The sequence below is a fragment of the Rhodoligotrophos defluvii genome (assembly GCF_005281615.1).
GTDB lineage: Bacteria > Pseudomonadota > Alphaproteobacteria > Rhizobiales > Im1 > Rhodoligotrophos > Rhodoligotrophos defluvii.
The window spans coordinates 777,841-800,510 of sequence record NZ_SZZM01000002.1 but is presented as its reverse complement, the minus strand read 5'-3'; the positions used below and the strand labels follow the sequence as shown (position 1 = coordinate 800,510).

The following is a 22,670-nucleotide window of genomic DNA, read 5'->3' as shown; positions in this document are numbered from 1 at the left end:
GCTGTTGCCAGCCATCAACCTGCCTGCTCTATCGCACGGCTGCCTACGCGCCGCCTAGCACCTTCGAAATGGCCCGAGCGGTTTCCATCACGATCGGCGCGAAGGCTTGCCGTGCCTGATCCATGGACCATCGTGGCGTCGCCAAGGCGACGTTGACGGCCGCGACCACCTGTCCGTGATGATCCCGCACCGGGGCTGCAACGGAAATGTCCCCGAGATAGGTTTCCTGGTCGCTGAAGGCATAGCCCCGTTGCCGGATGAGTTCCAGATCCGCGAGGATGGAGTCGAGGTCGGTGACGGTATAGGGCGTACGGGCCTGGCGCGGTGCCCCCTCCAGAACGGCGACCGCCCGTTCCTGCGGCATGAAGGCCAGCATTGCCCGTCCCGGCGCCGTGCAGAACGCGGGCAGCCGGGTTCCCAAAACCAGTCCGACGCTGATGACGTTGCGGCTGGGGAACCGCGAGACGTAGATGACGTCCGAGCCGTCCAACTCGGTGAGATTGACGGTCTCGTCGGTGCGCTTATGGGCGTCGAGCAGATAGGGAAAGGACTGCTCGACGAGATGGTCGTTGCGCAGATAGGCATAGCCGAAGTCGAGGACCTTGGCGGAGAGGGAGTACCGCCTGGTCGCACCGTCCTGTCTGACATAGCCGAGCATCTTCAACGTATAGAGAAACCGCTGACAGGCACTGACCCCAAGGCCGGTGAGCTTGGCAATTTCGGTGAGGCTCAGGGGATTTGGCGCGTTGTAGAAGGCCCGCAGCACCCGCAGGCCCTTATCCACGCCCGACACGAACAGCCTGGGATCTGCCTCGAGCGCGCCCCTTGCCGGCGATGCGCGACGGGCAGCCTCTTGGGCCCGGTTCTTCGCTGCGACCATCGTTCCCTTGTCTCCTCACGTGATCCGGAATCCGACTTGACAGAGTCGATCGGCAGGATGATCGTGGTTGATAAGATTTATCAAATACCAATAAGGATGACCGTCATTTCCGGCAAGGCACAAGGCTCGGGCGCCGTCGGACAGAAAGTCGCTGTCATAGGCGCCGGCATTATTGGCGTGTCATGCGCGTTTGCGCTGCAAAGGCGTGGCATGCAGGTCACTCTCATTGACCGGCTGGATCCGGGCGAAGCGTGCTCCTACGGCAATGCCGGCGTGATCGCAACAAGCTCCTGCTTGCCCCTGATCATGCCGGGTGCGATCCGCAACGCGCCGAAATGGCTCTTGTTCAAAGACGGCCCCCTGGCGATCGACTGGCGCCACCTGCCACAGACCGCGCGCTGGATGGCGAGCGCGGTGCGCTACACCGCGCCGGCGTATGTGGAGAACACCTCGCGCGCCTTACGGGCGCTGCACGGGGGCGCAGTCGAGGATCATTTTGCCCAGGCGCGGGAGGCTGCGTGCGAAGATGTGCTGCAGCGCGCGCCCTATCTCCACGTCTACGAGACTGAAACGGACTACCGCGGCGATCGCAAGGCCTGGGAAATGCGCAGGGCCTTGGGCATCGCGTTCGAGGAGCTGGATGCTGCGCAGTTGCGCGAGGTTGAGCCCGCGCTGGCGCCGATCTTCGTGCGTGGCGTCCGCATCGAGGGGCACGCGATCGCCAGAAATCCGGGCAGGCTGGTGAAGGCGCTTGCCGCGGCCTTTGCGGCAAGGCAGGGCAGGGTTGTGCGCAGCGAGGTGAGGGCAATCCGCCCGACTGCCGGCGGGGTCATGCTGGTGACCAGCGAGGGCGAGATCGAAGCGGACCAGGTGGTGATTGCGGCGGGAGCTTGGTCGGCGGCGCTGGCCGCAACGCTTGGTCACGATTTTCCGCTGGTGGCCGAACGCGGCTACCACGTCGGCTTCGCCAATCCTGGGGTCGCGCTCAATCATGCCGTCATGTTTGCCGAGCGCAAGATGGTGGGCACCAGCATGGAACAGGGCCTTCGCATCGCTGGAACCGCCGAATTCAGCACGGTCGACCGGCCGCCGACCCCCGCCCGGGCGGAGGCGATCGAGCGTGCGGCCCCCCGCCTGTTCAACGGCTTGAACACCGCTGAGCCCACCCGCTGGATGGGCGCGCGCCCCAGCCTGCCCGATACCTTGCCCGTGATCGGCCGTTCTCACCGCGAGCCGCGGTTGTGCTTCGCGTTCGGGCACGGCCATACCGGCCTGACGGCAAGCGCAACCACCGCAAGGCTGATCGCCTCCATTATGGCCGGCGATCAGCCGCACATCGACATCACCCCGTTCCGCACCGATCGCTTCCCGAGCCGCAGAAATGGCCGGCAGCCTTCTGGGGCAAGCCTCCGCGCACCCGCGGAACCCGCGGCCACATAGTTTGCCAGCCTGAGCACTCCCTAGTTATGCGGTTTGTCCTTGCAAGCTGGCCGGAGTCTGCGCTACGCTGATAACAATAATAATTATTGAAATTCAATAAAGGGAGGCCGTGGCTGAATGGAGGCGTCTCTCCTGTATGAGCGTCAGGGGCCCATTCTCAATCTGACGCTGAACCGGCCCCGGCGGCTCAATGCTTTGGACCATGAGCTGCGCCAGGCCATCGCCAGCGCCATCGAGAACGCCGATGCCGACCCCGGCGTCCGCGTCGTTAGCCTGACGGGCAATGGTACCCGCGCCTTCTCTGCCGGACAGGACCTGCACGAGAGTGCCGCCCTCAAGCCATCTGACGGCCCCGCTTGGATGGCCGGCTGGGTGCGCTATTTCTCGGCCTTCGCCCGGGTAACCAAGCCACTGGTCATGGCGGTGAACGGCGTTGCCGCGGGAGGGGGTCTCGAGACCGCGCTACTCGGCGACATCCGCATCGCATCGAGGAACGCCCGCTTCCTTATGGCTGAGGCTGATATCGGCCTGCCGGCCATCGTCGGCCAGCATCTTCTCGGCATCCATCTCGGCCTGTCCCGCACAACCGAGCTGGTGCTCACCGCGCGCACCCTGACGGCGGACGAGGCCTGCGAGATCGGGCTCGTCCACCGGGTGGTCGAGGAAGGCGATCTGCCGGTCGCGGCCGCTGAGCAAGCGTGCGAATTGGCGGATAAGCCGCCCACGGCCATGCAGCTGACGGTCGGGCGTTTTCGCGAGGTGCTGCTGCCCGCCCTCCTGGACGCGGAACAGGCCTCCGCCCGCTACCAAAGTGAGGCCGTGGCCACCGGTGAACCGCAACAAGCCATGCAGGCCTTTTTTACCCGCCGCCAAGAGCGGCAGCCGGCTGACGCGTGAACGCAAGAGGACATCCGAACATGCCGCAATTCATCAAGATCGACCAGGACGGTGACGTTGCCACCATAACCCTGAACCGGCCGGAGGTGCTGAATGCCTGGCACAGCGCGATGCGCAAGGAGCTCGCGGCCGTCCTCAAGGAGCAGGACGGGGATGACAAGATCCGCGCGATCGTCCTGACCGGCGCCGGTGACCGCGCCTTCTCGGCTGGGCAAGACCTCGGCGAGGCCAAGACATTCAGCAGCGAGCGCGCTGCCGAGTGGATTGAAGAATGGCGCGAGCTTTACGGCACCATGCGCTCGCTTACGAAGCCGATCATCGCTGCCCTCAACGGCGTCGCCGCTGGATCGGCCTTTCAGGTTGCGCTGCTATGCGACGTGCGCGTGGGTCATGCGGGCAGCCGTATGGGCCAGCCGGAGATCAACTCCGGCATTCCCAGCACCCTCGGCCCCTGGCTCATGAAGGAGATGCTCGGCATCTCGCGCACGATCGAGCTGACCCTGACCGGCCGCATCATGGACGGCGAGGAATGCCACCGCATCGGTCTCATCCATTACCTCGTGCCTCAGGATCAGGTGATGGCCAAGGCCATGGAAGTGGGGCGCCTACTTGCCTCCAAGCCGCCGATCGCCATGCGCCTCAATAAGAGGCGGTTCGCGGAAGTGACTGCTGCTGGCTTCGAGGACGCGCTGCAAGCCGGAGCACGGATCCAGAAGGAAGCCTATGGCACCGGCGAGCCGCAGCGTATGATGGAGGCCTTCTTCGCCCGCACCGCTGAAAAGCGCAAGGCAGGAGGCGTGCACGCATGAACCTGCTCGAGGCCGAAGGCAAGGCGCTCATCGCCCGGCACGGCATAGCGGTGCCGCGCGGCGCCTTGTGGCCCGAGCTGCCGGAAACGGAAGGCGCGCTTGTGGTGAAGGCGCAGGTACCGACGGGCAGACGCGGCAAGGCTGGCGGCATCCGCTTTGCTGCCGGTCATCAGCAGGCTGAAAGCGCCGCCAAAGCTCTACTTGGCATGGAGATCGGGGGGCATCGCGCCAACGCCGTCTATGTAGAGGAGAGGCTCGAGATCCTGCACGAGCATTATCTCGCCGTCGCCCTCGACCGCGATCGCCGTTGCCACCTCATCATCGCCTCGCCCAAAGGCGGCATGGACATCGAGGAGGTGGACGAGCACCACATCCTGCGTCTGCCCATTGACCCGCTGCTCGGCCTGCGTAGCTTCCATGCCGATTGCGTCGCTCGGTTTTTGACGGAAGACGGGCATGACCAGACACCGCTTTCCGAGCTCGTCGCTAGCCTCTATCGCGCGGTGGTCGCGGTGGACGCCGAGCTGATCGAAATCAATCCGCTCGCGGTCACGCCCGGCGGCCTGGTTGCGGCGGATGCCAAGGTCATCCTCGATGACAATGCCCGTTTCCGGCATCCGGAGTGGCCCGACAGCACGGACCGCACCGACCGCAGTACCTTCGAGCGCGCCGCCGCCACGGCCGGCGCGGTAGGGGTGGAGGTCGACCCTGAGGGCGACACGGTTGCCGTGGTCAGCGGAGCGGGGCTGATGATGGCCACACTCGACCTGCTGGCAGATGCGGGGCTCAAGGTACGCGCCGTGATCGATCTCGGCGGCACGGTCCTGTCCGGCGCGGATGGCCTGCAGCAGGTCTTGTCCGCAGTCGCGCCGCTCAACCCCCGGGTGACGTTCCTGAACGCCTTCATGCAGACCGCCTTCTGCGATGTGTTTGCCGAAGGTCTGGCCGGAGCTCACGCGTCGGCGCCGCTGCCGGGCCGGATCGTGGTGCGCCTCAAGGGCCGCCGCGCGGACGTTGGCCGGGCACGCCTGCAGCCGCTTGGCTTCGAGATCCATGAAGACCTGGAGCCGGCCATCGCCGCCCTGGTCCCCGGCCGAAGGACTTGAGCGATGGCGATCCTGGTCGGGCGAAACTCACGTATCATCATCCAAGGCATCACCGGCGGCGTGGGCCGGAACCTGGCCAGCCGCTTCCTCGATGAGGGAAGCCCGCTCGTTGCCGGCGTATCCCCGCGCAATCCCGGCGGCGAGGTGGCGGGGCTTCCGGTCTATGCCTCCTGCTACGAGGCCGTGGCCAAGGCGGGAGCCACCGCATCCTTCATCTCCGTGCCGGCCCCGCGCATGCTGGATGCGGCGCTCGAGGCCGTCGATGCCGGCATCGGGACCATCGTCGCCTATGCCGAGGGTGTGCCGATGCTGGATGCGCTGCGCATGGCCGCTTATGCCAGGGCCCGGGGCGCCCGGCTGATCGGCCCCAACGCCGCCGGCTGCATCAGCCCGGGCGAGGCCAACCTCTCGGATCTGAACGCGGCGCTGCTGCGCCGCGGCCGTATCGGCGTCGTCTCGAAGAGCGGCACGCTCACCTATGAGGTGATCGCTGACCTCAATCGCCGCGGCCTTGGGCAGAGCACCGTCGTCTGCCTCGGCGGCGATCCGGTCATCGGCACGAGCCATCGCGACGTGCTGGAATTGTTCGAACGTGATGACGAGACGGATGCGATCATCCTGATCGGCGAAATCGGTGGCCGCTCCGAGCTCGATGCGGCAGAGTTCATCAAGACCGCGGGCAAGCCGGTGATCGCCTATATCGCCGGCCGCCATGCGCCGCCGGGCAAGCGGATGGGACATGCCGGCGCGCTCATGGGGGCGCCGGATGAGAACGTGCCTGGCAAGCAGGCTGCCTTGCGCGCCGCCGGCGCTTGGGTGGTCGACAGCCTTTTTGACATCGGGGCCGCCGCGCACCGGATCCTGTCCGGCCGCGAAGCAGAGAAGCCCCGGGTGAAGGTGTGAATGGGAGCATTCGTTATCAGGAAAGGGGTGGGACATATGACAAAGTCTCTGTTCTCGACCACGCGCCGCGACCTCCTTGCCGGAGCGGCTGGGATGACTGCGCTGAGCGCAATTGGCATGAGCTGGGGTTCGGCAAGAGCCGCCGAAAGCCTAGTGGTGGCTGACCCTGGGGGGCCGTTCAAGGAGGGCTATGGCGCGGCGTTCTACCGCCCATACCAGGAACAGACAGGCGTCGAGATCGTCAACATCGCCCGCGAGCACCAGCCGACCAGCCAAGTCCGCGCCATTGTCGAAACCAAGAACTACAGCTGGGACGTGGTCACCATCACGCTTGGCGACCAGGTGATGCTGAGCAGCCTCGGCATGCTGGAGAAGCTCGACTGGTCCGACCAGAACATGAAGGACATCATGCCGGAAGCCCGGCGCGACGACTGGATGGGCGTCGATGTCTACGCCACCGTGCTTAGCTACAACAGCGCGACTTTCGGCAACAAGGTGCCGCAGTCCTGGGCTGACTTCTGGGACGTGAAGGGGTTCCCCGGCCGCCGGTCGCTGCGGCGCAGCCCGATCGACACCCTGGAGATCGCGCTTCTGGCCGACGGGGTCGATCCGAAGGAGCTCTATCCCATCGATTATGACCGTGCTTTCCGGATGCTGGACAAGATCCGTCCCGACATCGCCGTGTGGTGGACAGGGGGCGCCCAGACCAGCCAGATGCTCGAATCCGGCGAGGTTGACCTGATCGCCACCTGGAACGGCCGTGCGCAGACGGTGATCGATGCCGGCAAGCCCGTCGGCATAGGCTGGAACCAGGGGCTCTACTCCATCGAGGGCTGGGCGATCCCGAAAGGCAATCCCAAAGCTGCACTGGGCATGCCGTTCATTGCCTTCTGCGCCGATCCCAAGCGCCAGGCGGAATACACCAAGACCCTGGCCTATGGGCCCACGAATCCCAAGGCTTACGATTACATCCCACCGGAGCGTGCGAAATATCTGCCGACGGCGCCCGAGCATATACAAAAGCTGATCCTGGCCAACCAGGACTGGTGGGGCCAGCACAAGGGCGAGGCTGAGCAGAAGTTCAACGAATGGCTGTTGTCTTGATCCGCAATTGCGGGCCGGTGATGACCCACGGCCGGCCCGGCCACGTCGGCTGCCTTGCGGAGAGCTGCCATGAGCCCAACAGCCACAGGTGAGCAGCCGCATGCGGTGAAGCTTGCCGCCAGGGATCTGCGCAAGCGCTTCGGCAACTTTGTCGCCCTTGCCGGGCCGAGCATCGACCTGCGCGAGGGCGAGTTTCTGACCCTGCTCGGTCCGTCCGGCTCCGGCAAGACGACGCTGCTGCTGACCATCGCCGGCCTGGTCGAGCCGGATGAAGGCGAGATCCGTATCGATGGGCAGCCGGCGACATATCTGCCCCCGCATATGCGCGATATCGGCATGGTCTTCCAGAACTATGCCCTGTTCCCGCATCTCACCGTATTTGAGAACATCGCGTTTCCCCTGCGGATGCGCCGCCGCCCCGGGGCCGAGATCGACAAAGCGGTCAACCGGGTGCTGGAGGTGATCCGCCTGCCCGAGCTGGGCAGCCGCTACCCCCGCGAGCTCTCGGGTGGCCAGCAGCAGCGGGTAGCCCTGGCGCGTGCCCTCGTCTACGAGCCTTCGATCGTGCTGATGGATGAGCCGCTCGGCGCGCTCGACAAGAAGCTGCGCGAGCAGCTGCAGCTGGAGATAAAGCGGTTGCACCGCGACCTCCGGCTGTCCGTTCTCTATGTGACCCATGACCAGGAGGAGGCGCTGGTCATGTCCGACCGCATCTGCCTCATGCGCGACGGCCGCATCGAGCAGATCGGCACACCCGACGAGCTCTACTTCCGGCCGCGCAGTCTGTTCACGGCGGATTTCCTGGGGGAATCGAACCTGCTGCCCGGCCAGCTGCTCAGCCGCAACGGCGCTTATGGCGAAGTGGAGCTGGCCGGCGGCGGGAGGGCAGAAGGCATCATCTCGGATGGAGGGCTCGCCCCCGGCGACAGGATCAGGCTAATGATCCGGCCCGAAGCGCTGCGGATGGCGGACGGCGATATTGCGACAAACAGCCTACGCGCGCAGTTCCGGGAGGTGATCCTCAGCGGCAGCACCAGCAAGTGGTTTTTTCGCGGTCCAACAGACGAGGCGGTGGTCGCCCACGTTCTCACCGAGCGTCACGGGACCGCACCGGTGCAGGGCGCCGAGGTCACGTTGAGCTGGGAACGCGAGGCCTGCGTGGTGCTGCGCGATGGCTGAGATGGCCTTGCCTCAGACGGCCCATAGCCCGAGGCCCCGCCGCTGGCTGAAGGTTTGGCCGCTACTGCCGGCCATGCTGTTTCTCGGTGCAGCCTTCGTCTATCCCGTGCTGCTCTTGCTCGCCACCAGCATCGTCGACCGCACCGGCGCACTTACGCCTGAGCATTACGTCCGCCTGTTCGACTCCACCGTCGTCGTCCGGGTGCTCATCATCACCTTCGAGCTTGCCGCTTGGACCACCCTGATCGCGGTCGTCGCGGGTTATCCCGTCGCTTACCTGCTCGCCACCCTCAAGCCCAACCAGCGCAATCTGCTCGTCATCTTCGTACTCATGCCGTTCTGGACGAGCTTTCTCGTGCGCACCTTCGCCTGGATCGTGCTGCTCGGCCGCAACGGGGCCCTCAACCAGCTCTTGAGCCTGCTTGGCATCACCGATCCGCCGAGCTTCATCTACAATTTCACCGGCGTGATGATCGGCATGGTGCACGCGCTGATGCCGCTCTGTGTACTGACCATGCTGTCAGTCATGGAGAATATCGACCGCAACCTGACCCGCGCGGCCGGCACTCTCGGCGCGCGGCCGGGCGCTGCGTTCTGGCGTATCTATTTCCCGCTGTCGCTGCCCGGGGTTGCTGCCGGCGCGCTCCTGGTGTTCATCACCGCGCTTGGTTTCTTCATTACGCCCGCACTGCTCGGCAGCGAACGGCAGACCGTGATCGTTCAGCTCGTCATCTTCCAGATCAAGGAAATGCTGAACTGGGGTTTTGCTGGGGCAATCGCGGTGCTGCTGCTCGTCGTGGCCCTGGTCATCTTCTATCTCTATGACCGGCTGGTTGGCCTTTCGACCCTCTCTGGCGGGAGCGCGCGCACAGCCAGCGTCGCGCGGCCCGGTTTGCTGGGTCGAGTAGGCGGCATCCTGGGTCACGGCGTGATCGTAGCCCTTGCAGCCGTCACCGATGCGGTGTCGCGCGCGATCGATTACGTGACTCCGCCCCGCGCAGACCGGCGCCCGCGGCGCACGGGGCGAGCGCTGCTTTGGACCGTCGCCATGGCGGTGATCCTGTTCCTGGCGTTGCCGGCACTGTTCGTGGTGCCGGTCTCGTTCACTGAAGCGAGCTTCCTGAGCTGGCCGCCCGTCGGCTTCTCCCTCGAATGGTACGAAAGCGTTCTCGAGAACCCGCTGTGGATCGGCGCCGCCTGGCGGTCGCTGGTCGTGGCGACCAGCGCGGCGGCCTTAAGCCTGCTGATCGGGGTGCCGGCCGCCTTCTATCTGGCACGTCAGGCTCGCCTCGGGGGCACCGCGTTGCTGGCCTTCCTGATCTCGCCCATTATCATGCCGCACATCATTATCGCGGTTGCCCTGTTCTATGTCTTTGCCCGGATTGGCTTGGTGGGCACGACGCTGGGCCTGATCATCGGCCACACCGTGCTGGCCATGCCGTATGTGGTGGTCACCGTCATCGCGGTGCTCAAGAACTACGACCAGCGTCTCGACCAAGCCGCCTATACTCTGGGCGCCAGCAAGGCGCGCGCCTTCTATCACGTCACCCTGCCGCTCATCCGCGCCGGCCTGATCGCCGCCTTCATGTTCGCCTTCATCGTCTCCTTCGACGAGCTGACCATAGCGCTGTTCGTCACCAGCGGCCAGGTCACCACACTCCCGAAGCAGATGTGGGACGATGCCCTGCTGCGCGTCAGCCCGGCGCTCGCCGCTGTCGCGACGGGCATTCTCGTGTTCATGACTGCCTTGATCCTGCTCTCGGAATATCTACGGCGCCGAGGAGTCGGTCGGTCGTAGAAGCTTGCCAAAAGCAATCGGTTAAGCATCGTGATGTCGCGTCATAGAATTTAATGTTAATTGTCGAGAGTGCCGGAATAGGCAATTTACTGTGACGAATACTTCCGATTGCAAGCTCAGCATGACAAAGTTTTCTTACCGTTCAGGTACAGCCGGTTCAGGGCTGATGCTTCAACGGGAGAACCGAAATGCTGACACGTCTCACTGCTTTGGCGGGTATTGCTTTGGCAGCTTCGCTGGCGTCCGCGCCAGCCCATGCGCTCACGATGAAGGAATGCAGTGCGAAATACCAGGCCGCCAAGAGCGCAGGTACGCTCGGCGGGCTGAAGTGGAATGACTTCCGCAAGCAGCAGTGCAGCGCCAGCGCGGCCGAGGATGAGACCGTTCCCGCGCCAACCGAGGCGCAATACAGCCAGGAGCCACCGGCGCCTGCTGCGCCTGCGCCGCAGGGTATCGGCTTCCCCACGAGCATCTCGCCGAAATACGCATCGGAATCGCCCGGCAAGGCCCGCATGCACACATGCCTCGACAGCTACTACGCGGCCAAGGACGCCAACGCGCTTAACGGGCTCAAGTGGATTCAGAAGGGCGGTGGCTATTACAGCCATTGCAACGCGCAGCTCAAGGGCTCGTCCTGAGCGTTTAAGCAGCGTTTAGCCGTTCGCAAAATGGCTGGCTTGCCTCCAGGCGGGCCAGCCGTGTTTCGTCGCGAGCGCTACGAGGGGTTTGCGATGGGAACGATGCTGTGCGCCACGCGATTGAATCCTCAGGCATGACATTGCTGATGATCGCGTGGCTGAGACATGAACTCGACGACTGCGAGCCCGTCTGAAACCCATCATAATTCGATCGGAATACGGCCAGAGACCCTTCAGCTTGGGCCCAATGGCTGGATGCCGAACAATCCGCGCCTGCCGGTACTGATCTACCGCGGTGCTGTGAAGAGCCTTGATGTCACCGATCCGGCTGCAACTTTAGAGGACCTGTTCCGCCGGACCGGGTGGTCGCCGCAGTGGCGGAGCGGCATCTATTCTTTTCACCACTATCACTCCACCGCCCATGAGGCGCTGGGTTTCGCCCGCGGGACGGCACGACTGGTACTCGGCGGCCCGGGTGGGCGTGAGGTAAGGGTCAATGCTGGCGACGCCGCTGTGCTTCCGGCGGGCACTGGACATTGCCGGCTTGAAGCAAGCGAGGACTTCCTTGTTGTGGGCGCGTATCCGCCCGGCCAGGACTGGGACATATGCTGCGATGCCGCCAGGCCGGAAATCCTGACCCGCATCGCCCAGGTGCCGCTGCCCAGCACCGATCCCGTGCTGGGCGCGGACGGGCCGCTGACCTCCCTCTGGCGGCCGGCTTAGCAACGTCCGCGGGTAGAACTTGGCTGGGGCGCCAGGATTCGAACCTGGGATCACGGGACCAAAACCCGTTGCCTTACCGCTTGGCCACGCCCCAAGACGGGCCGGACCATAATCATTCTGATCGATCAGCGCAATCGCCCGAACACCGATTTCAGCAGGACGTGACAGACGGGTTGCGGACGCCTGGACGCGGCGCTATATAGCCCGCAGTCGGAGTGTAGCGCAGCCTGGTAGCGCACCTCGTTCGGGACGAGGGGGTCGCGTGTTCGAATCACGCCACTCCGACCATCCTAACGCTTGACTTACTGGCGTTCGTTACCCGCCCTCGGCAGTCGTCAGGATTTCCGCGCCGCTTTCGGTGATCAGCACCGTCGCGCTCAGCCCGACCCCGCCACGGCCGGGGATGCGGATTGCAGGAACCGCGTGCAAGACCATCCCAGGCTGCAGTTTCGTCGTCTGACCGTAGCCAAGGCTGAGAATGCCGCCCTCGCCCCAGTCGGGCGCAAAGGCGATGCCGACCGAATAGCCCGTGCGCTTGCGGTAATATTCCAGCAGCCCATTGTCTTCGATCGCTTTCACGCAGGCCTTGTGGCAGTCCTCCGCCGTCACCCCGGGCCGCATGGTGGCAATCGTCGCGTCACGAGCCTTGGCACAGGTGTCGGCGACCTTCTGAAGGTCGTCCGGTAAACGGCCGACGGCAACCGTGTGCATCAGAACCGCGTGGTAGCGCTTCACCGCCGCGGCATGCTCGAACAGCACGGGCTCGCCCTCCCGGATCTCTCGATCGGTCCAGGTCGCGTGTATGTTGCCGCTGCGTGGACCGGAGGCGACGAACGGCTCCATGCCCAGAAACTCGGAACCCTCGCGCACCATCGTATCGAAGATCGTCGCCGCCACGTCACGCTCGCGTATGCCGGGACGGATCTGTGCGATCGCCGCCTTCGCAGCCAGATTGACAATGCGTGCCGCATCGCGGATCGCGTCGATCTCGCGAGGGCTCTTGATGATGCGGAGAGCAGAGAGGAGACTGTCCACCGTCGCAGTCTCGCCCGGATTGAGCGCTGTGAGCAATCGTTCATACTGGAACGGTGTGAGGAACCATGAGCGGGTATCAAACCCGACCTTGTTGAGCGGTCCGGCCGATTTCATGATCTTCGCCGTGACTTCGATCGGATCGATATTGTCGGGATAGCCCTCGATCCGGTCACGATCCAAATAGGTCAGTTCCTCGGCATTGATGACCTCGGACTCCCGCATGATCAGGATCGGTTCCGCCCTCCGCGGAAAGACGAGCGCCTGGTAGGTGTAATAGCCGGGGGTGGCATGGCCCGTGAGGTAGCAGACGCTTTCAGGCCCGGTGACCAGACACATGTCGATGCCGGCCTTGTCGAGCGCCTCGCGAAACCGGGATTGCCGCCAGGCGTATTCTTCTCGGGGAAACACAGGTGCCATAATCAGCTCCACTCGATGACGGGAATATTGATCCGGGCGGGAAGGGGGTTCGGGCTGTTCGCCAGATTGGCGAGATAGGGAAGGTCTGCGCGCGCCCTGGCAATCTCAGCGCTGTCTATGGCCGTTACGGCCACACCCACGCTGTCCTGGATGCGAGCGATTTCATGTCCACGAGGGCTGAACAGCGCACTCTCGCCGAACATCTCCAACCCGCCCTGCAGCCCGACGGCGTTCGAGACACCGAGATAGAGCGTATTCTCGAGCGCGCGGACCGGATAGTAGAGGTTGTAGCGGTGACGCTCCTCGCCGACCGCAAAGGCGGCGGGGCATGCGATGACATCGGCGCCGGCAAGCGCGAGAGCACGCATGTGCTCGGGAAAGCCGGCATCGAAACAGATCGACAGGCCGATGCGCGTGCCGGCCAGGTTGACCAGGACGGGACCTCCTCCGGCAACGAAGGCCTCCGCCTCCGTGCCCCAGAGATGGGCCTTGCGATAGACATGGATGATGTCCCCGTCAGGAGCGATGACGAGCGCTGCGTTCGCAACGCCACCGTCAACCTCTATCGCACCACCGACGATCACCGCGACCCGGCGCTCGGCCGATGCGCGCGTGAGCCGCTTGCAAGGGTCGTCATCAGGCTTGAGCACATGGGCTGCGGGGTTGGCCTTGATGGCAGCCGGGTCGTAGCCACACAGGAAAAGCTCGGGAAGAACGACGATGTCGGCGCCCGCTTCGGCCGCCGTCGAGATCAGCGCAATCGCCTGTTCGACATTCCTGTCGATTTGTCCGGGGAAGCTTGGAGCCTGTGCGACGGCCAACGTCTTCATGCGACGCCTCCAACGCCCGCGAGCCATTGCCGCGCCATCGACTCATAGGCATCGACGCCGCGCTCCAGCGCTGCAACCGTGATGTGCTCGTCACGTGCATGCATGACGTCGGGGCTTCCGGGCCCGCATACGACCGCCGGAATGCCAGCAGCACGGAACGAACTCATGTCACAGTTCACCACGAGCCCGGAAAGCGCTGTCGGGAGGCCGATCTCGGCGAGGCCAGCCTGACAGGCGATCACAAAGGGATGGTCAGGCAGCGTTTCGGATGGTCCGCCGGTACTCGGTGCAAGGTCGACGATACGCGCGGTGTAACCCTCCGTGCTGGACTCGAAGGCCTCGAGCCAGGTCTTGAACTGCGCGATGACGGCGTCTTCCGTCTCGCCGGGCACGAGACGCCGGTCAAAGGTGACGCGGCAGCGATTGGGCACCATATTGGGCGCCTCGCCCCCCTGAATGAGTACCGGCACGATCGTCGGGCTGCCGACGAGAGGGTGGGCCTTTGCCTGAACCTTCTCCCGCAAGCCATCCAGGCTGGACAGCAGCTTACTCGCGCCCTCGATGGCATTGACGCCATGTTGCGGCAGGGCCGCGTGAGACGCGCGGCCGATGATCTCGATCACTGGCCGAAGGCTGCCCTTGTGTGCCGCCATCAGGCGCAGATCGGTGGGCTCGCCGACAATGACGGCATCCGGCCGCTGCTGGACTTGTTCGAGGAAGCGCTTGGCGCCACGGCTGTGCGCCTCCTCGTCGGCAACCGCCGTGAGCTGAACGGCCCCTGAGAACGTATCACGGCGAGCAGCAAAACGCGCGAGCGCGATGGCCATCGCGGCGAGGCTGCCCTTGGAATCTGCGGCGCCGCGGCCCCAGATGACGCCATCAATCAGGGTGGCGGAAAAGGGATCGTGAGTCCAATCATTGCCGGTCGGCACGACATCCGTGTGGGTGTTGAACATGATCGACCGCCCGGGCTTCGTGGCGCGCACCTCGGCAAAGAGGTTGGCCCGGCCGGGCGCAAATTCGTCGATCGACCACGCGATACCGCGATCGCCCAGCCAGCCGCCGAGCATGCGGGCCGCCTCGATCTCGTTGCCGGGCGGATTCCTGGTGTCGATTCTTACCAGTCTCTGTAACAGCTCAGCCACGTCACTCATGCAAATTCTCTCACCAAGGTCAGACGGTCCATGTCCACCGTTACGCCCGTGCCCGGACCGCTCGGCACCATCATCGATCCATTCCGGATGTCGAGGCCGGTCGCGACATCGGCGATCACGTGTTGAAAGCCCCAAAGCTCGTAGGCTTGGGCATCGATAGATGCTGCAAGATGTGCGGTGATGCTGCTGCCGAGGCGCCCCTGATCCATCTGGCCGATGCAAACCTTGAGCCCGGCCTCCCGTGCCCGGTGCGTGAGATGCATCAAGTTGGCGATTGTGCCCGCTTTCTCCAGCTTCAGATGCACCCCGTCGATCGCTTCGAGGCGCGACAGCCGCTCGATATCCGCGGCCGTTCTGATCGATTCATCGCCGATGATCGGAATGTCCGTCGATTCTAGCACCCTTCTCAGCGCTTCATCATCCCCGGACGGGGTCGGCTGTTCGGCCCAGGCGATGTCGCTGGCACCAATCGCGCGCAAGACGAAAATCGCCTTCTCGGCGTCCCAGCCCCCATTCGCATCGATCGCCAGGGCGACCTCCTTGCCGACCGTTTCGCGCAGGGCTCGAAGGATGTCGATATCAGCCTCGGCGCTGGGCCGTCCGACACGCACCTTCAGGCGTCGAAAGCCTTGTTCCACCGCCGCCTGCGCGCGCGACACCGCGTCGTCGAGTGCGCAGAAGCCGATCTGGGCATGCGTCGCGATGGCGTCCGGCGGGGAGGCGCCGAGGAACTGGCAGAGCGGCTGACCGGCTTCCCGGGCAAGCGCGTCATGCACGGCGCTATCGGCGAGCGCCTTGACGAGCGGCTTGCATGAAAGCGCTGCAATGCGCTGCGGAGCGTCGGCAAGTCGACATCCCAGCAGCGCGCCGACAACCGCTTCTTCCGTCTCGCGCAGAACGGTTGCTGTGCCCGCCCCAGTGGCATAGGCACCATTGCCACGGACTTCTGCCATGCCAAACTCGCCGGTGGACGTCTCCACCCGAAGAAAGACCTCCTCAAGCGCCGCCTCGGACGCGGATGCATGCTTCAGACCCACCCGCAACGGAAGGTCCGCCCGGTAGAGCCGCACTGCCGAGATATTGCTCATGCCGTCACGTTGATCCGGGCAAGCCGCGTTACGGTTTCAACGATGCGTTCCAGCGCGCCTTCCCACGCCTTCTCGTCCTGCGCGAAACAGATCCGGAAATGTCCTTCCCCGCGCGGACCGAACTGATAGCCGGGATTCACCACGAGGCCGGCCTGGGTCTTGAGTGCGAGCGCAAGCTTCTGGTCGGGAAGGCCGGCGGTGCTGTGCACAAAGAGATAGGCGGTGCCGCGCGCCGGGATCACCTCAAGGAGATTGGTCTTGGCGAAGCGCTCGATCGCCATGTTGCGGAGGTTCTCATATTCGCCGATCCGCTTGGCCACATAGTCCTGATCGTCGGCAAGCCAGCGCTTGAGAACGTGCTGAGCATAGGCAGGCGCCCGCAGCGCGGAGACGCTGAGCACATCTTCCATTCGCTCGATAAGACCGCTGGGCGCCAGTGCCACGCCGAGCCGATAGCCGCTCAGCGATTCCGTCTTGGAGGGGCCGAGCAGGGTGACGGTGCGCTCTGCCATGCCCTCGATCGCCGCCAGGTGATGGAACTTCGTGTCACCATAGACGAGCCGGCAGTAGAGTTGGTCGACCAGCACGGGCACGTTGTAGGTTTTCGCAAGCCTGGCGATGGTCTCGATCGAGTGCTTGCTGTGTACCGCGCCGGTTGGATTGTTCGGGTTCGAGAACACGAGGAGGGCCGGGCGCCTTCTCATGGCCGCCTCGAGGGTCTCGACATCGAGCATCGCCAGCCCGGTGCTGTCTCGAATGAGAGGGACATGCGTCACGGTCGCGCCGAGGTAATGGAGCATCCGCTCGGTCGAGAGATATTCCGGGTCGGCAAGGATCACATGGTCGCCCTGCTCGACGATGGACGACAAGGCGGTATAGAGACCCGCCTGTGTCCCGGGCGTGAGAATGACATTCTCTACCTTTGCCGTGAGCCCGAGTGTCTTTCCGAGATTGTCGGCCACCGCCTGGCGGACGGACACGTCGCCGGCATAGGGTGTGTAGGTCATCCCCTCGCCGCTGGCTGCGCGTTGGAACATCTCAAGCGCCCAGGGCGGCGGCGGGAACCGATGTGTATCGGCACAGGTAAGGTCGAGAAGCTTGCCATCGTACTTGGCGCGCTCAAGCTCGCGCTCGGCAGCGCGAAGGGATTGGCCGAGCTTGGGCTGCCATCCAGGCATCGAGAGTTTTTCGATCCTCCCTGGGATTTTGCCGAAGACGTCTGAAGTCGTCACTTGGTTCTCCTGGTTGCCATCGTCTCAAGATGGGTGGCTTCCTCGGATTCAGGCCGAGGTCGCACCGTCAGGCTCCGCTGCAAATAGTCGATGCCGCGCTGCACGTGCTCGCGCATCAACCTGCTGGCGCCGGCTGCGTCTCGGGCAGCACACAGCCGGACGATTTCGCGATGCTCGGCGAGCGTGGTTTTCGACCGTTCCATATCGCCCTGATAGATGGCGACATACCGGTCGCTTTGATCGCGCAGCCGCTGAACGATCTGGTACGACGTCCTGTAGCCGGATTGAGCGTACAGGCGATTATGGAATTGCCGATCGAGCTCCAGGAGTTGCGGGAAGGCGCCTTTCGACAGCGCCTGCTGCTGCCGCTCCACCAGGATTTCGAGCTCGCGAATGGTGTCATCGGCGAGGCGTGCGACGGCCATCTCAGTCAGCATTGGCTCCATGACGGCCCGGGCGGCATAAACGTCCTCGGCATCTTCAAGCGACAACGGTGCAACCGTGGCGCCGGCATGCGGGCGGCCGACCACCAAGCCGTCTGCCTGCAGTCTCACCAAGGCCTGCCGCAGCGGCACACGGCTGATCCCCAGCCGCGCCGCGAGTTCCTCCTGGTCGAGACGCTCTTCGGGCTGCAGCGTGTTCGACTGGATCCAGCGTCTCAGCTGGAGATAGGCCCAATCCGCCTTCGTGCGGTAACCTTCTGTTTCGGAAGACAGATCTGTTCTGATGAATGGGTCGGAAGTCTTGGCCATCAGTCCGATATCTGCTTTAGAAATTGGGCGGTCCGTTCGTGCCTCGGGTTGGTGAAGAGATCCTCCGTCGGGCCCTGTTCGACGATCCTTCCATGCTCCATGAAGACCAGCCGATCCGCGGCCTTGCGCGCGAAGTTCATCTCGTGGGTGACGATCGTGACGGTCATGCCGTCCTGGACGAGGTTCAGCATCACATCGAGCACTTCCTTCGTGAGTTCGGGATCGAGGGCCGAGGTCGGCTCGTCGAAGAGCATGAGCTTCGGATCCATTGCGAGCGCTCGCGCAATAGCCACGCGCTGCGCCTGGCCGCCGGACAGTTCGCCGGGATAGCTGTGGACCTTCTGACTGAGCCCCACCTTCTCCAGCAGCTCACGCGCACGATTCTCGGCTTGGCTACGGGGCGTGTCGCGAACCAGACGCGGCGCCAGCGTGATGTTGTCCAGGACAGTGAGATGCGGGAACAGATTGAAGGACTGGAAGAGCATCCCGATCTCGCCCTGAAGCGCGTTGCGTGACGCCTTGTCGGCCGCAACTCGCTTGCCGTCGAAGCTAATGCTGCCACCATCCACGTCCTCCAGGCCGGCAATACAGCGCAGCAGCGTCGACTTGCCCGAACCCGAGGAGCCGACGATCACGACGGCTTCGCCGTTCGCCTGCTCGAAGCTGATGTCGTTCAGGACTCTGACCGGGCCATAGGACTTGTGTACGTTTTCGACTTCGAGGATGGGCATTTCGGTCACGTGCTTGGTCGTCGCGCGTCACCCGTCGTCAGGGAGGCAGGCGTTTCCAGACCATTGGACCCGGGTGTATTCGGACGCTTGCGGCGGGAAACATCCATGTATCTTTCGAGCCAGCGCTGACCGAATGTGAACAGGGTTGTCAGGATCAGGTACCAAATTCCGGCGGCGAGAAGCGTGTTGACGTAGTCGAAATTCGCGCTTGCGATGCGCTGTGCGCGTAGGAGAAGATCCTGCACGGCGATGACCGAAGCCAGCGCTGATGTCTTCAGCATCCCGATGAACTGGTTGCCAGTCGGCGGGATAATGAGCCGCATCGCCTGCGGCAGAATGATGTGCCGCATGATCTGTGCGTCGCGCAATCCGAGAACGCGGGCGGCGCTGCGCTGCCCCTTATCGACCGAGCCGATGCCGGCCCGAATGATCTCGGCCATGTAGGCGGCTTCGTTGAGCGTCAGGGCAATCACCGCCGAGGTGAAGGCGGAGAAGCGCAATCCCATCTGTGGCAACGCGTTGAAGATGAAAATCAGCTGCAGTAGGACGGGCGTGCCACGAAACAGCCAGATATAGAGGTCCGTCGGCGCCTGCAGAATGCGAATGCCCGAGGTCTTGATAAGGGCAAGGACGAGTCCGCCGATAATACCCAGGATCATCGAGAGCAGCGTCAACGCCAGTGTGATGCCCGCGCCAATGACGAAATTGATTGAGAAGAAGTATTCCAGGAAGGCTGGCACGAGTGTCCTCCTCGCTACCTCGGACGAAAGCTGCAGGGCGACGTGGCCGCCCTGCAGAGCGACCTCGACTTACTTTTTCGCGAAGTAGTTCACCTCGGCCGGAAGGTTGTATTTCTGCAGCAAGCGCTCGTATTCGCCTTCCTCGACGAAGATTTTCATCGCCTCGTTGAGGGCACGCTGCATGTCTTCATCGCCCTTGCGGGTGCCGATCCCGATCTGTGTGCCGAGATCGAAGGTCGCGGCAACCTGAAACTCGCCGGGGCGCTCCTTGTTGAGATAGGCGGCGCCCGGAATCGACGTGTCGAAGGCATCGGCGCGGCCACTGTGAACAGCAAGCAGGGCGTCCTGGTTGGTCGGGAATGTCATGATGCTCATCGGCTTCATCCCCTTGGCCTCGAGCTGCTTGTTGAAGTCGACCATGTAGCGCTCGCCGATCGCCCCGCGGGTAACGGCAACGTTCAGACCGGACAGATCATCCGGGAGGGTGGAAATGTTCTTGGGATTGCCCTGCGGAACGACGATCGCCTCGCCGATCACCATGTAGCGGACGAAGTCGATCTGCTCCTCGCGCTCCGGCTTGATGTACATGGCGGAGTTGATGACGTCGATGCGGCCGCCGCGCAAGGCTGGCACGAGGCCGTCGAAATCGATGTCGAGGATGTCAGTCTTAAGCCCCATGTAGCCGGCCAGCGTCTCGATCATCTCGATGTCGAAACCAGTGACGTTGCCGGTGCCCGGGTCCTTGTACTCAAAGGGCGGAAAGCTTGCCGCCGTCCCGTAGGTCAGCGTTCCCTTCTCGACCAATTCGCTCGGCGGAGCGACGCGAGGCTCAGTGTTTTGGGCTGCGGAAGGACCCACCAGTGCTAGCGCAAAAAGCACGGCAACTAAAAATGTCTGTTTCATCGCTTTCCCCTTTTTTGTTTGGATCCAAAATCCATTATTTTGTATTTTGTAGGAGGCGTGTTCGGGGCTTGTCAATCTCGAAAGACCGGTTGCAGCGACGGATGGCGCCTACGTGAGAGCGCCGGCCGAGCTATTTCACCGGGAGGGACGGCAGTCCGATTCAGACGGCGCACATCGATGGGCTTCCGAACGAGCGGCACATGGTGATGTTCGCCTTTGTCGAAGATGAAGAGCCGCAACAGAACCAGGATCTCGTCGGCCCCTTTGAGCAACTCGGCGAGATCGCCGCCCGAACCCATGAGCATTCCCGGCGGGGGCGGCGGCCAGTCGGGTTTCGAGCGGCTGATCTGGGACGAGAAGGCTGTCTTCGGGCCCAGTCCCACCTGGGGCGACTGGCGCGATGGCCCCGAACGTCACGCCCGAGATCCGCACGCTGCTGGAGCGGCTGAAGCGCGAGCTCATCAGCCGGCTGGCGACGTTCGGCAAGTCCTCCGACCGCTATGGCCTGATCCATGCCGACATGCGGCTGGCCAATCTGCTTATCGATGATGGTATGACCCGCCTCATTGACTTCGACGACTGCGGGTTCGGCTGGTTCCTCTACGATTTTGCGGCGGGCGTTTCCTTCATCGAAGACCATCCACAGGTGCCGGCGCTGAAGGCGGCTTGGGTGAAAGGCTATCGTTCGTGTGCGGCTGCTTTCGGAGGAGGAGGCGCGCGAGATCGACACCTTTCTCATGCTTCGGCGCACGGCCTTGCTGGCCTGGATCGGCTCGCATGCCGAGGTCGACATTGCCCGCGAACTTGCGCCGACCTTTGCCGAAGGCACAGTACAGCTGGCAGAGGCTTATCTGCGCGAACGCCCGTAGATGTCGATCCGTCTTCGGCTAGTGCCAAGCGCGCTTAGCTGATTGCACCTGGAGCCGCGTGGACAAACAGGACGACCCCCAGCCTTCGACGCCGCGCGGTGCCCTCTTAAAACCAAAATTGCCTGCTCTTCATCTGCGCAAGATTCTGCTGCCCGCACCGGCCCTCGCGGGGTATGCTTGCCCCTGAATGGATCGGGCAGTCCGGCGAGAGCCACTGTCCCTGGCGAATGAGGCAAATGCTGAGCGAGATCAGGCGACATCCGGAAAGCGTGTTGGAGCCGTCCGGGCTCTCGCCCGGCTATGAAGCCGAGCGGCTCGCGGCGCTCAGGCGCTATGACTTTTCGGATGCGGTAATCGACCTGGTGCTTAACCGCATTGTCTCAATGGCAAGCCGCCTGGCGAAGACGCCCATTGGGTTCATTAGCCTCGTCGATGCCGACCGGGTCTGGTTCAAGGCGCAGCATGGGTTTGAGCTTGATCAGATCGAGCGCAGACCGGGCCTGTGCGCCACGGCCATTCTCACAAGCAAGCCCCACATCATCGTTGATGCGCGCGCCGATGCCCGCGCGATGGCGCATCCGCTGGTGGCAGGAACCGTCGGCATGCGCTTCTATGCTGGCATTCCCCTTGTCACCAGCGATGGCTACCGCGTGGGCACCCTTACCGTTGCCGACCGGGTGGCGCGACAGCTCAACGAGCCGGAGGTCGGTCTGCTCCAAGATCTTGCAGCGCTCGCGATAAATCAGCTCGAACTCCGTCAAAGCCAGAGCCGGGCGGTGGCGCAGATTTCGGAGGTGATGGCCGAAAAGGAACGGGCTCTAGAGCGAGCCGAGCTGATGAAGCAGGAAACCGATCACCGTATCATGAACAGTCTGCAGCTCGTCTCCAGCCTGCTGCTGCTGCAGAGCCGGTCGGTCAGCAGCGAGGAAGCCGCGGAGCATTTGCGCAGCGCCTCAAGCCGAGTGTCCACCGTAGCCCAGGTCCACCGCCATTTCTATCTCGATGCCTCCGTTCAGAACGTGCCGTGCGTGACCTATCTCCGCAACCTGTGCGCGGGTCTCTCGCAGATGCTTCGCTTGTCTGATCTCACTGTCGAGGGTGAGGACATCGAGATCCCTGCAAAGCAGATCGTGCCGATCGGCCTCATCGTGAATGAGTTCGTGACCAATGCCGCCAAATACGGCGAAGGTCGCATTACCGTGTCGCTACAGCGCCTCGCCGACACTGGCTTCATGCTCTCGGTCGTTGACCAGGGGCCCGGCCTTGCCCAGGGGTTTGATCCCCGCAGGAAGAGCGGCCTCGGTATGAAGGTCGTCCGCGTTCTGGCACAGCAGCTCGGCGGCCGGTTGTCTGTTGGCCCCGGCGAGGATGGCCGCGGTGCACGCTTTTCGATAACCGTCGCAGAGTAGCGCGATCCTGACCGGACGCCGCCCACGCGCCAG

Annotated in this window: 23 protein-coding genes and 2 tRNA genes; 13 read left to right on the top strand and 12 right to left on the bottom strand. The window is 63.7% G+C overall.

Going from position 1 to position 22,670, the window contains the following annotated elements; translation table 11 throughout:
- Positions 1 to 43 precede the first annotated feature (43 nt).
- Entirely contained in the window at positions 44 to 880 is an 837-nt protein-coding gene (locus tag E4P09_RS12865; RefSeq protein ID WP_137389982.1) for an IclR family transcriptional regulator, read from the bottom strand.
- 57 nt (positions 881 to 937) lie between these two features.
- Between E4P09_RS12865 and E4P09_RS12860 the strand changes: the two genes are divergently transcribed.
- The 10 genes from E4P09_RS12860 to E4P09_RS12815 all read left to right on the top strand — a co-directional run bounded on the left by E4P09_RS12860 (position 938) and on the right by E4P09_RS12815 (position 11,477).
- Positions 938 to 2,320 carry an FAD-dependent oxidoreductase gene (locus tag E4P09_RS12860; protein ID WP_137389981.1) on the top strand — a complete coding sequence of 461 codons (1,383 nt, stop codon included), beginning with the start codon at positions 938 to 940 and terminating at the stop codon, positions 2,318 to 2,320.
- Between the two features lie 117 nt (positions 2,321 to 2,437).
- A complete protein-coding gene (locus E4P09_RS12855) occupies positions 2,438 to 3,217 on the top strand; it encodes an enoyl-CoA hydratase/isomerase family protein (RefSeq protein WP_137389980.1) in 780 nt (259 codons plus the stop codon).
- A gap of 20 nt (positions 3,218 to 3,237) precedes the next feature.
- Positions 3,238 to 4,026, top strand: coding sequence for an enoyl-CoA hydratase/isomerase family protein (locus tag E4P09_RS12850; protein WP_137389979.1), 789 nt, complete (start codon positions 3,238 to 3,240; stop codon positions 4,024 to 4,026).
- Positions 4,023 to 5,132, top strand: a complete 1,110-nt coding sequence (locus E4P09_RS12845; RefSeq protein WP_137389978.1) for an ATP-grasp domain-containing protein — start codon at positions 4,023 to 4,025, stop codon at positions 5,130 to 5,132. The genes E4P09_RS12850 and E4P09_RS12845 overlap by 4 nt, the downstream gene beginning before the upstream one ends.
- A 3-nt stretch (positions 5,133 to 5,135) precedes the next feature.
- Complete coding sequence (locus E4P09_RS12840; protein WP_137389977.1) at positions 5,136 to 6,035, top strand: succinate--CoA ligase subunit alpha; 900 nt, start codon at positions 5,136 to 5,138, stop codon at positions 6,033 to 6,035.
- A gap of 93 nt (positions 6,036 to 6,128) precedes the next feature.
- The gene (locus E4P09_RS12835; RefSeq protein WP_239025156.1) at positions 6,129 to 7,139 is read left to right on the top strand and encodes an ABC transporter substrate-binding protein; all 1,011 of its coding nucleotides are present in this window, start codon (positions 6,129 to 6,131) and stop codon (positions 7,137 to 7,139) included.
- A gap of 69 nt (positions 7,140 to 7,208) precedes the next feature.
- The gene (locus tag E4P09_RS12830; RefSeq protein WP_137389975.1) at positions 7,209 to 8,318 is read left to right on the top strand and encodes an ABC transporter ATP-binding protein; all 1,110 of its coding nucleotides are present in this window, start codon (positions 7,209 to 7,211) and stop codon (positions 8,316 to 8,318) included.
- A complete protein-coding gene (locus E4P09_RS12825) occupies positions 8,311 to 10,116 on the top strand; it encodes an ABC transporter permease subunit (RefSeq protein WP_137389974.1) in 1,806 nt (601 codons plus the stop codon). The genes E4P09_RS12830 and E4P09_RS12825 overlap by 8 nt, the downstream gene beginning before the upstream one ends.
- 188 nt (positions 10,117 to 10,304) lie before the next feature.
- Positions 10,305 to 10,754 (top strand): hypothetical protein, encoded by a 450-nt coding sequence (locus E4P09_RS12820; RefSeq protein ID WP_137389973.1) that lies wholly within the window; start codon positions 10,305 to 10,307, stop codon positions 10,752 to 10,754.
- A 216-nt stretch (positions 10,755 to 10,970) separates the two neighbouring features.
- On the top strand, positions 10,971 to 11,477 hold the full coding sequence (locus E4P09_RS12815) for a cupin (RefSeq protein WP_428977712.1): 507 nt from the start codon (positions 10,971 to 10,973) through the stop codon (positions 11,475 to 11,477).
- Between the two features lie 20 nt (positions 11,478 to 11,497).
- Here the strand turns inward: E4P09_RS12815 and E4P09_RS12810 are convergent.
- Positions 11,498 to 11,571 (bottom strand) — tRNA-Gln (locus E4P09_RS12810).
- A gap of 117 nt (positions 11,572 to 11,688) precedes the next feature.
- Between E4P09_RS12810 and E4P09_RS12805 the strand changes: the two genes are divergently transcribed.
- Positions 11,689 to 11,765, top strand: a tRNA-Pro gene (locus E4P09_RS12805).
- 27 nt (positions 11,766 to 11,792) lie between these two features.
- Here the strand turns inward: E4P09_RS12805 and E4P09_RS12800 are convergent.
- The 10 genes from E4P09_RS12800 to E4P09_RS12755 all read right to left on the bottom strand — a co-directional run bounded on the left by E4P09_RS12800 (position 11,793) and on the right by E4P09_RS12755 (position 20,658).
- Positions 11,793 to 12,929: a M24 family metallopeptidase gene (locus E4P09_RS12800; protein WP_137389972.1), complete on the bottom strand. Its 1,137-nt coding sequence runs from the start codon at positions 12,927 to 12,929 to the stop codon at positions 11,793 to 11,795.
- A 2-nt stretch (positions 12,930 to 12,931) separates the two neighbouring features.
- Positions 12,932 to 13,759 (bottom strand): carbon-nitrogen hydrolase family protein, encoded by an 828-nt coding sequence (locus tag E4P09_RS12795; protein ID WP_170984400.1) that lies wholly within the window; start codon positions 13,757 to 13,759, stop codon positions 12,932 to 12,934.
- Positions 13,756 to 14,913, bottom strand: a complete 1,158-nt coding sequence (locus E4P09_RS12790; RefSeq protein WP_137389970.1) for a M20 family metallopeptidase — start codon at positions 14,911 to 14,913, stop codon at positions 13,756 to 13,758. The genes E4P09_RS12795 and E4P09_RS12790 overlap by 4 nt, the downstream gene beginning before the upstream one ends.
- Positions 14,910 to 16,001, bottom strand: coding sequence for a mandelate racemase/muconate lactonizing enzyme family protein (locus tag E4P09_RS12785; protein WP_137389969.1), 1,092 nt, complete (start codon positions 15,999 to 16,001; stop codon positions 14,910 to 14,912). Before E4P09_RS12785 ends, E4P09_RS12790 begins: the two co-directional genes overlap by 4 nt.
- Positions 15,998 to 17,233 (bottom strand): pyridoxal phosphate-dependent aminotransferase, encoded by a 1,236-nt coding sequence (locus tag E4P09_RS12780; protein ID WP_205042097.1) that lies wholly within the window; start codon positions 17,231 to 17,233, stop codon positions 15,998 to 16,000. Before E4P09_RS12780 ends, E4P09_RS12785 begins: the two co-directional genes overlap by 4 nt.
- Positions 17,230 to 17,985 carry a GntR family transcriptional regulator gene (locus E4P09_RS12775; RefSeq protein ID WP_137389968.1) on the bottom strand — a complete coding sequence of 252 codons (756 nt, stop codon included), beginning with the start codon at positions 17,983 to 17,985 and terminating at the stop codon, positions 17,230 to 17,232. Before E4P09_RS12775 ends, E4P09_RS12780 begins: the two co-directional genes overlap by 4 nt.
- Positions 17,985 to 18,716 (bottom strand): amino acid ABC transporter ATP-binding protein, encoded by a 732-nt coding sequence (locus tag E4P09_RS12770; RefSeq protein ID WP_137390304.1) that lies wholly within the window; start codon positions 18,714 to 18,716, stop codon positions 17,985 to 17,987. The genes E4P09_RS12775 and E4P09_RS12770 overlap by 1 nt, the downstream gene beginning before the upstream one ends.
- 5 nt (positions 18,717 to 18,721) lie before the next feature.
- Positions 18,722 to 19,456 (bottom strand): amino acid ABC transporter permease, encoded by a 735-nt coding sequence (locus E4P09_RS12765; protein WP_239025155.1) that lies wholly within the window; start codon positions 19,454 to 19,456, stop codon positions 18,722 to 18,724.
- Positions 19,457 to 19,525: 69 nt separating this feature from the next.
- Positions 19,526 to 20,434 carry an ABC transporter substrate-binding protein gene (locus E4P09_RS12760; protein WP_205042096.1) on the bottom strand — a complete coding sequence of 303 codons (909 nt, stop codon included), beginning with the start codon at positions 20,432 to 20,434 and terminating at the stop codon, positions 19,526 to 19,528.
- Positions 20,431 to 20,658, bottom strand: a complete 228-nt coding sequence (locus E4P09_RS12755) for a hypothetical protein (RefSeq protein WP_137389967.1) — start codon at positions 20,656 to 20,658, stop codon at positions 20,431 to 20,433. The genes E4P09_RS12760 and E4P09_RS12755 overlap by 4 nt, the downstream gene beginning before the upstream one ends.
- A 101-nt stretch (positions 20,659 to 20,759) precedes the next feature.
- On the opposite strand from E4P09_RS12755, the gene E4P09_RS12750 reads away from it, so the two are divergent.
- Together E4P09_RS12750 and E4P09_RS12745 are read left to right on the top strand one after the other, a co-directional pair.
- Positions 20,760 to 21,266 (top strand): phosphotransferase enzyme family protein, encoded by a 507-nt coding sequence (locus E4P09_RS12750; RefSeq protein WP_137389966.1) that lies wholly within the window; start codon positions 20,760 to 20,762, stop codon positions 21,264 to 21,266.
- Between the two features lie 198 nt (positions 21,267 to 21,464).
- The gene (locus E4P09_RS12745) at positions 21,465 to 22,637 is read left to right on the top strand and encodes a sensor histidine kinase (protein ID WP_170984399.1); all 1,173 of its coding nucleotides are present in this window, start codon (positions 21,465 to 21,467) and stop codon (positions 22,635 to 22,637) included.
- Positions 22,638 to 22,670: the final 33 nt, after the last annotated feature.

Bases quoted from the DNA above. Each gene is read 5' to 3' on its own strand.
- E4P09_RS12825 (WP_137389974.1), top strand. From the start codon at position 8,311: ATGGCTGAGATGGCCTTGCCTCAGACGGCCCATAGCCCGAGGCCCCGC.
- E4P09_RS12820 (WP_137389973.1), top strand. From the start codon at position 10,305: ATGCTGACACGTCTCACTGCTTTGGCGGGTATTGCTTTGGCAGCTTCG.
- E4P09_RS12855 (WP_137389980.1), top strand. From the start codon at position 2,438: ATGGAGGCGTCTCTCCTGTATGAGCGTCAGGGGCCCATTCTCAATCTG.
- E4P09_RS12745 (WP_170984399.1), top strand. From the start codon at position 21,465: ATGCTGAGCGAGATCAGGCGACATCCGGAAAGCGTGTTGGAGCCGTCC.
- E4P09_RS12835 (WP_239025156.1), top strand. From the start codon at position 6,129: ATGACTGCGCTGAGCGCAATTGGCATGAGCTGGGGTTCGGCAAGAGCC.
- E4P09_RS12755 (WP_137389967.1), bottom strand. From the start codon at position 20,658: ATGGGTTCGGGCGGCGATCTCGCCGAGTTGCTCAAAGGGGCCGACGAG.
- E4P09_RS12840 (WP_137389977.1), top strand. From the start codon at position 5,136: ATGGCGATCCTGGTCGGGCGAAACTCACGTATCATCATCCAAGGCATC.
- E4P09_RS12750 (WP_137389966.1), top strand. From the start codon at position 20,760: ATGGCCCCGAACGTCACGCCCGAGATCCGCACGCTGCTGGAGCGGCTG.
- E4P09_RS12770 (WP_137390304.1), bottom strand. From the start codon at position 18,716: ATGCCCATCCTCGAAGTCGAAAACGTACACAAGTCCTATGGCCCGGTC.
- E4P09_RS12800 (WP_137389972.1), bottom strand. From the start codon at position 12,929: ATGGCACCTGTGTTTCCCCGAGAAGAATACGCCTGGCGGCAATCCCGG.
- E4P09_RS12830 (WP_137389975.1), top strand. From the start codon at position 7,209: ATGAGCCCAACAGCCACAGGTGAGCAGCCGCATGCGGTGAAGCTTGCC.
- E4P09_RS12785 (WP_137389969.1), bottom strand. From the start codon at position 16,001: ATGAGCAATATCTCGGCAGTGCGGCTCTACCGGGCGGACCTTCCGTTG.
- E4P09_RS12860 (WP_137389981.1), top strand. From the start codon at position 938: ATGATCGTGGTTGATAAGATTTATCAAATACCAATAAGGATGACCGTC.
- E4P09_RS12865 (WP_137389982.1), bottom strand. From the start codon at position 880: ATGGTCGCAGCGAAGAACCGGGCCCAAGAGGCTGCCCGTCGCGCATCG.
- E4P09_RS12790 (WP_137389970.1), bottom strand. From the start codon at position 14,913: ATGAGTGACGTGGCTGAGCTGTTACAGAGACTGGTAAGAATCGACACC.
- E4P09_RS12775 (WP_137389968.1), bottom strand. From the start codon at position 17,985: ATGGCCAAGACTTCCGACCCATTCATCAGAACAGATCTGTCTTCCGAA.
- E4P09_RS12845 (WP_137389978.1), top strand. From the start codon at position 4,023: ATGAACCTGCTCGAGGCCGAAGGCAAGGCGCTCATCGCCCGGCACGGC.
- E4P09_RS12850 (WP_137389979.1), top strand. From the start codon at position 3,238: ATGCCGCAATTCATCAAGATCGACCAGGACGGTGACGTTGCCACCATA.
- E4P09_RS12795 (WP_170984400.1), bottom strand. From the start codon at position 13,759: ATGAAGACGTTGGCCGTCGCACAGGCTCCAAGCTTCCCCGGACAAATC.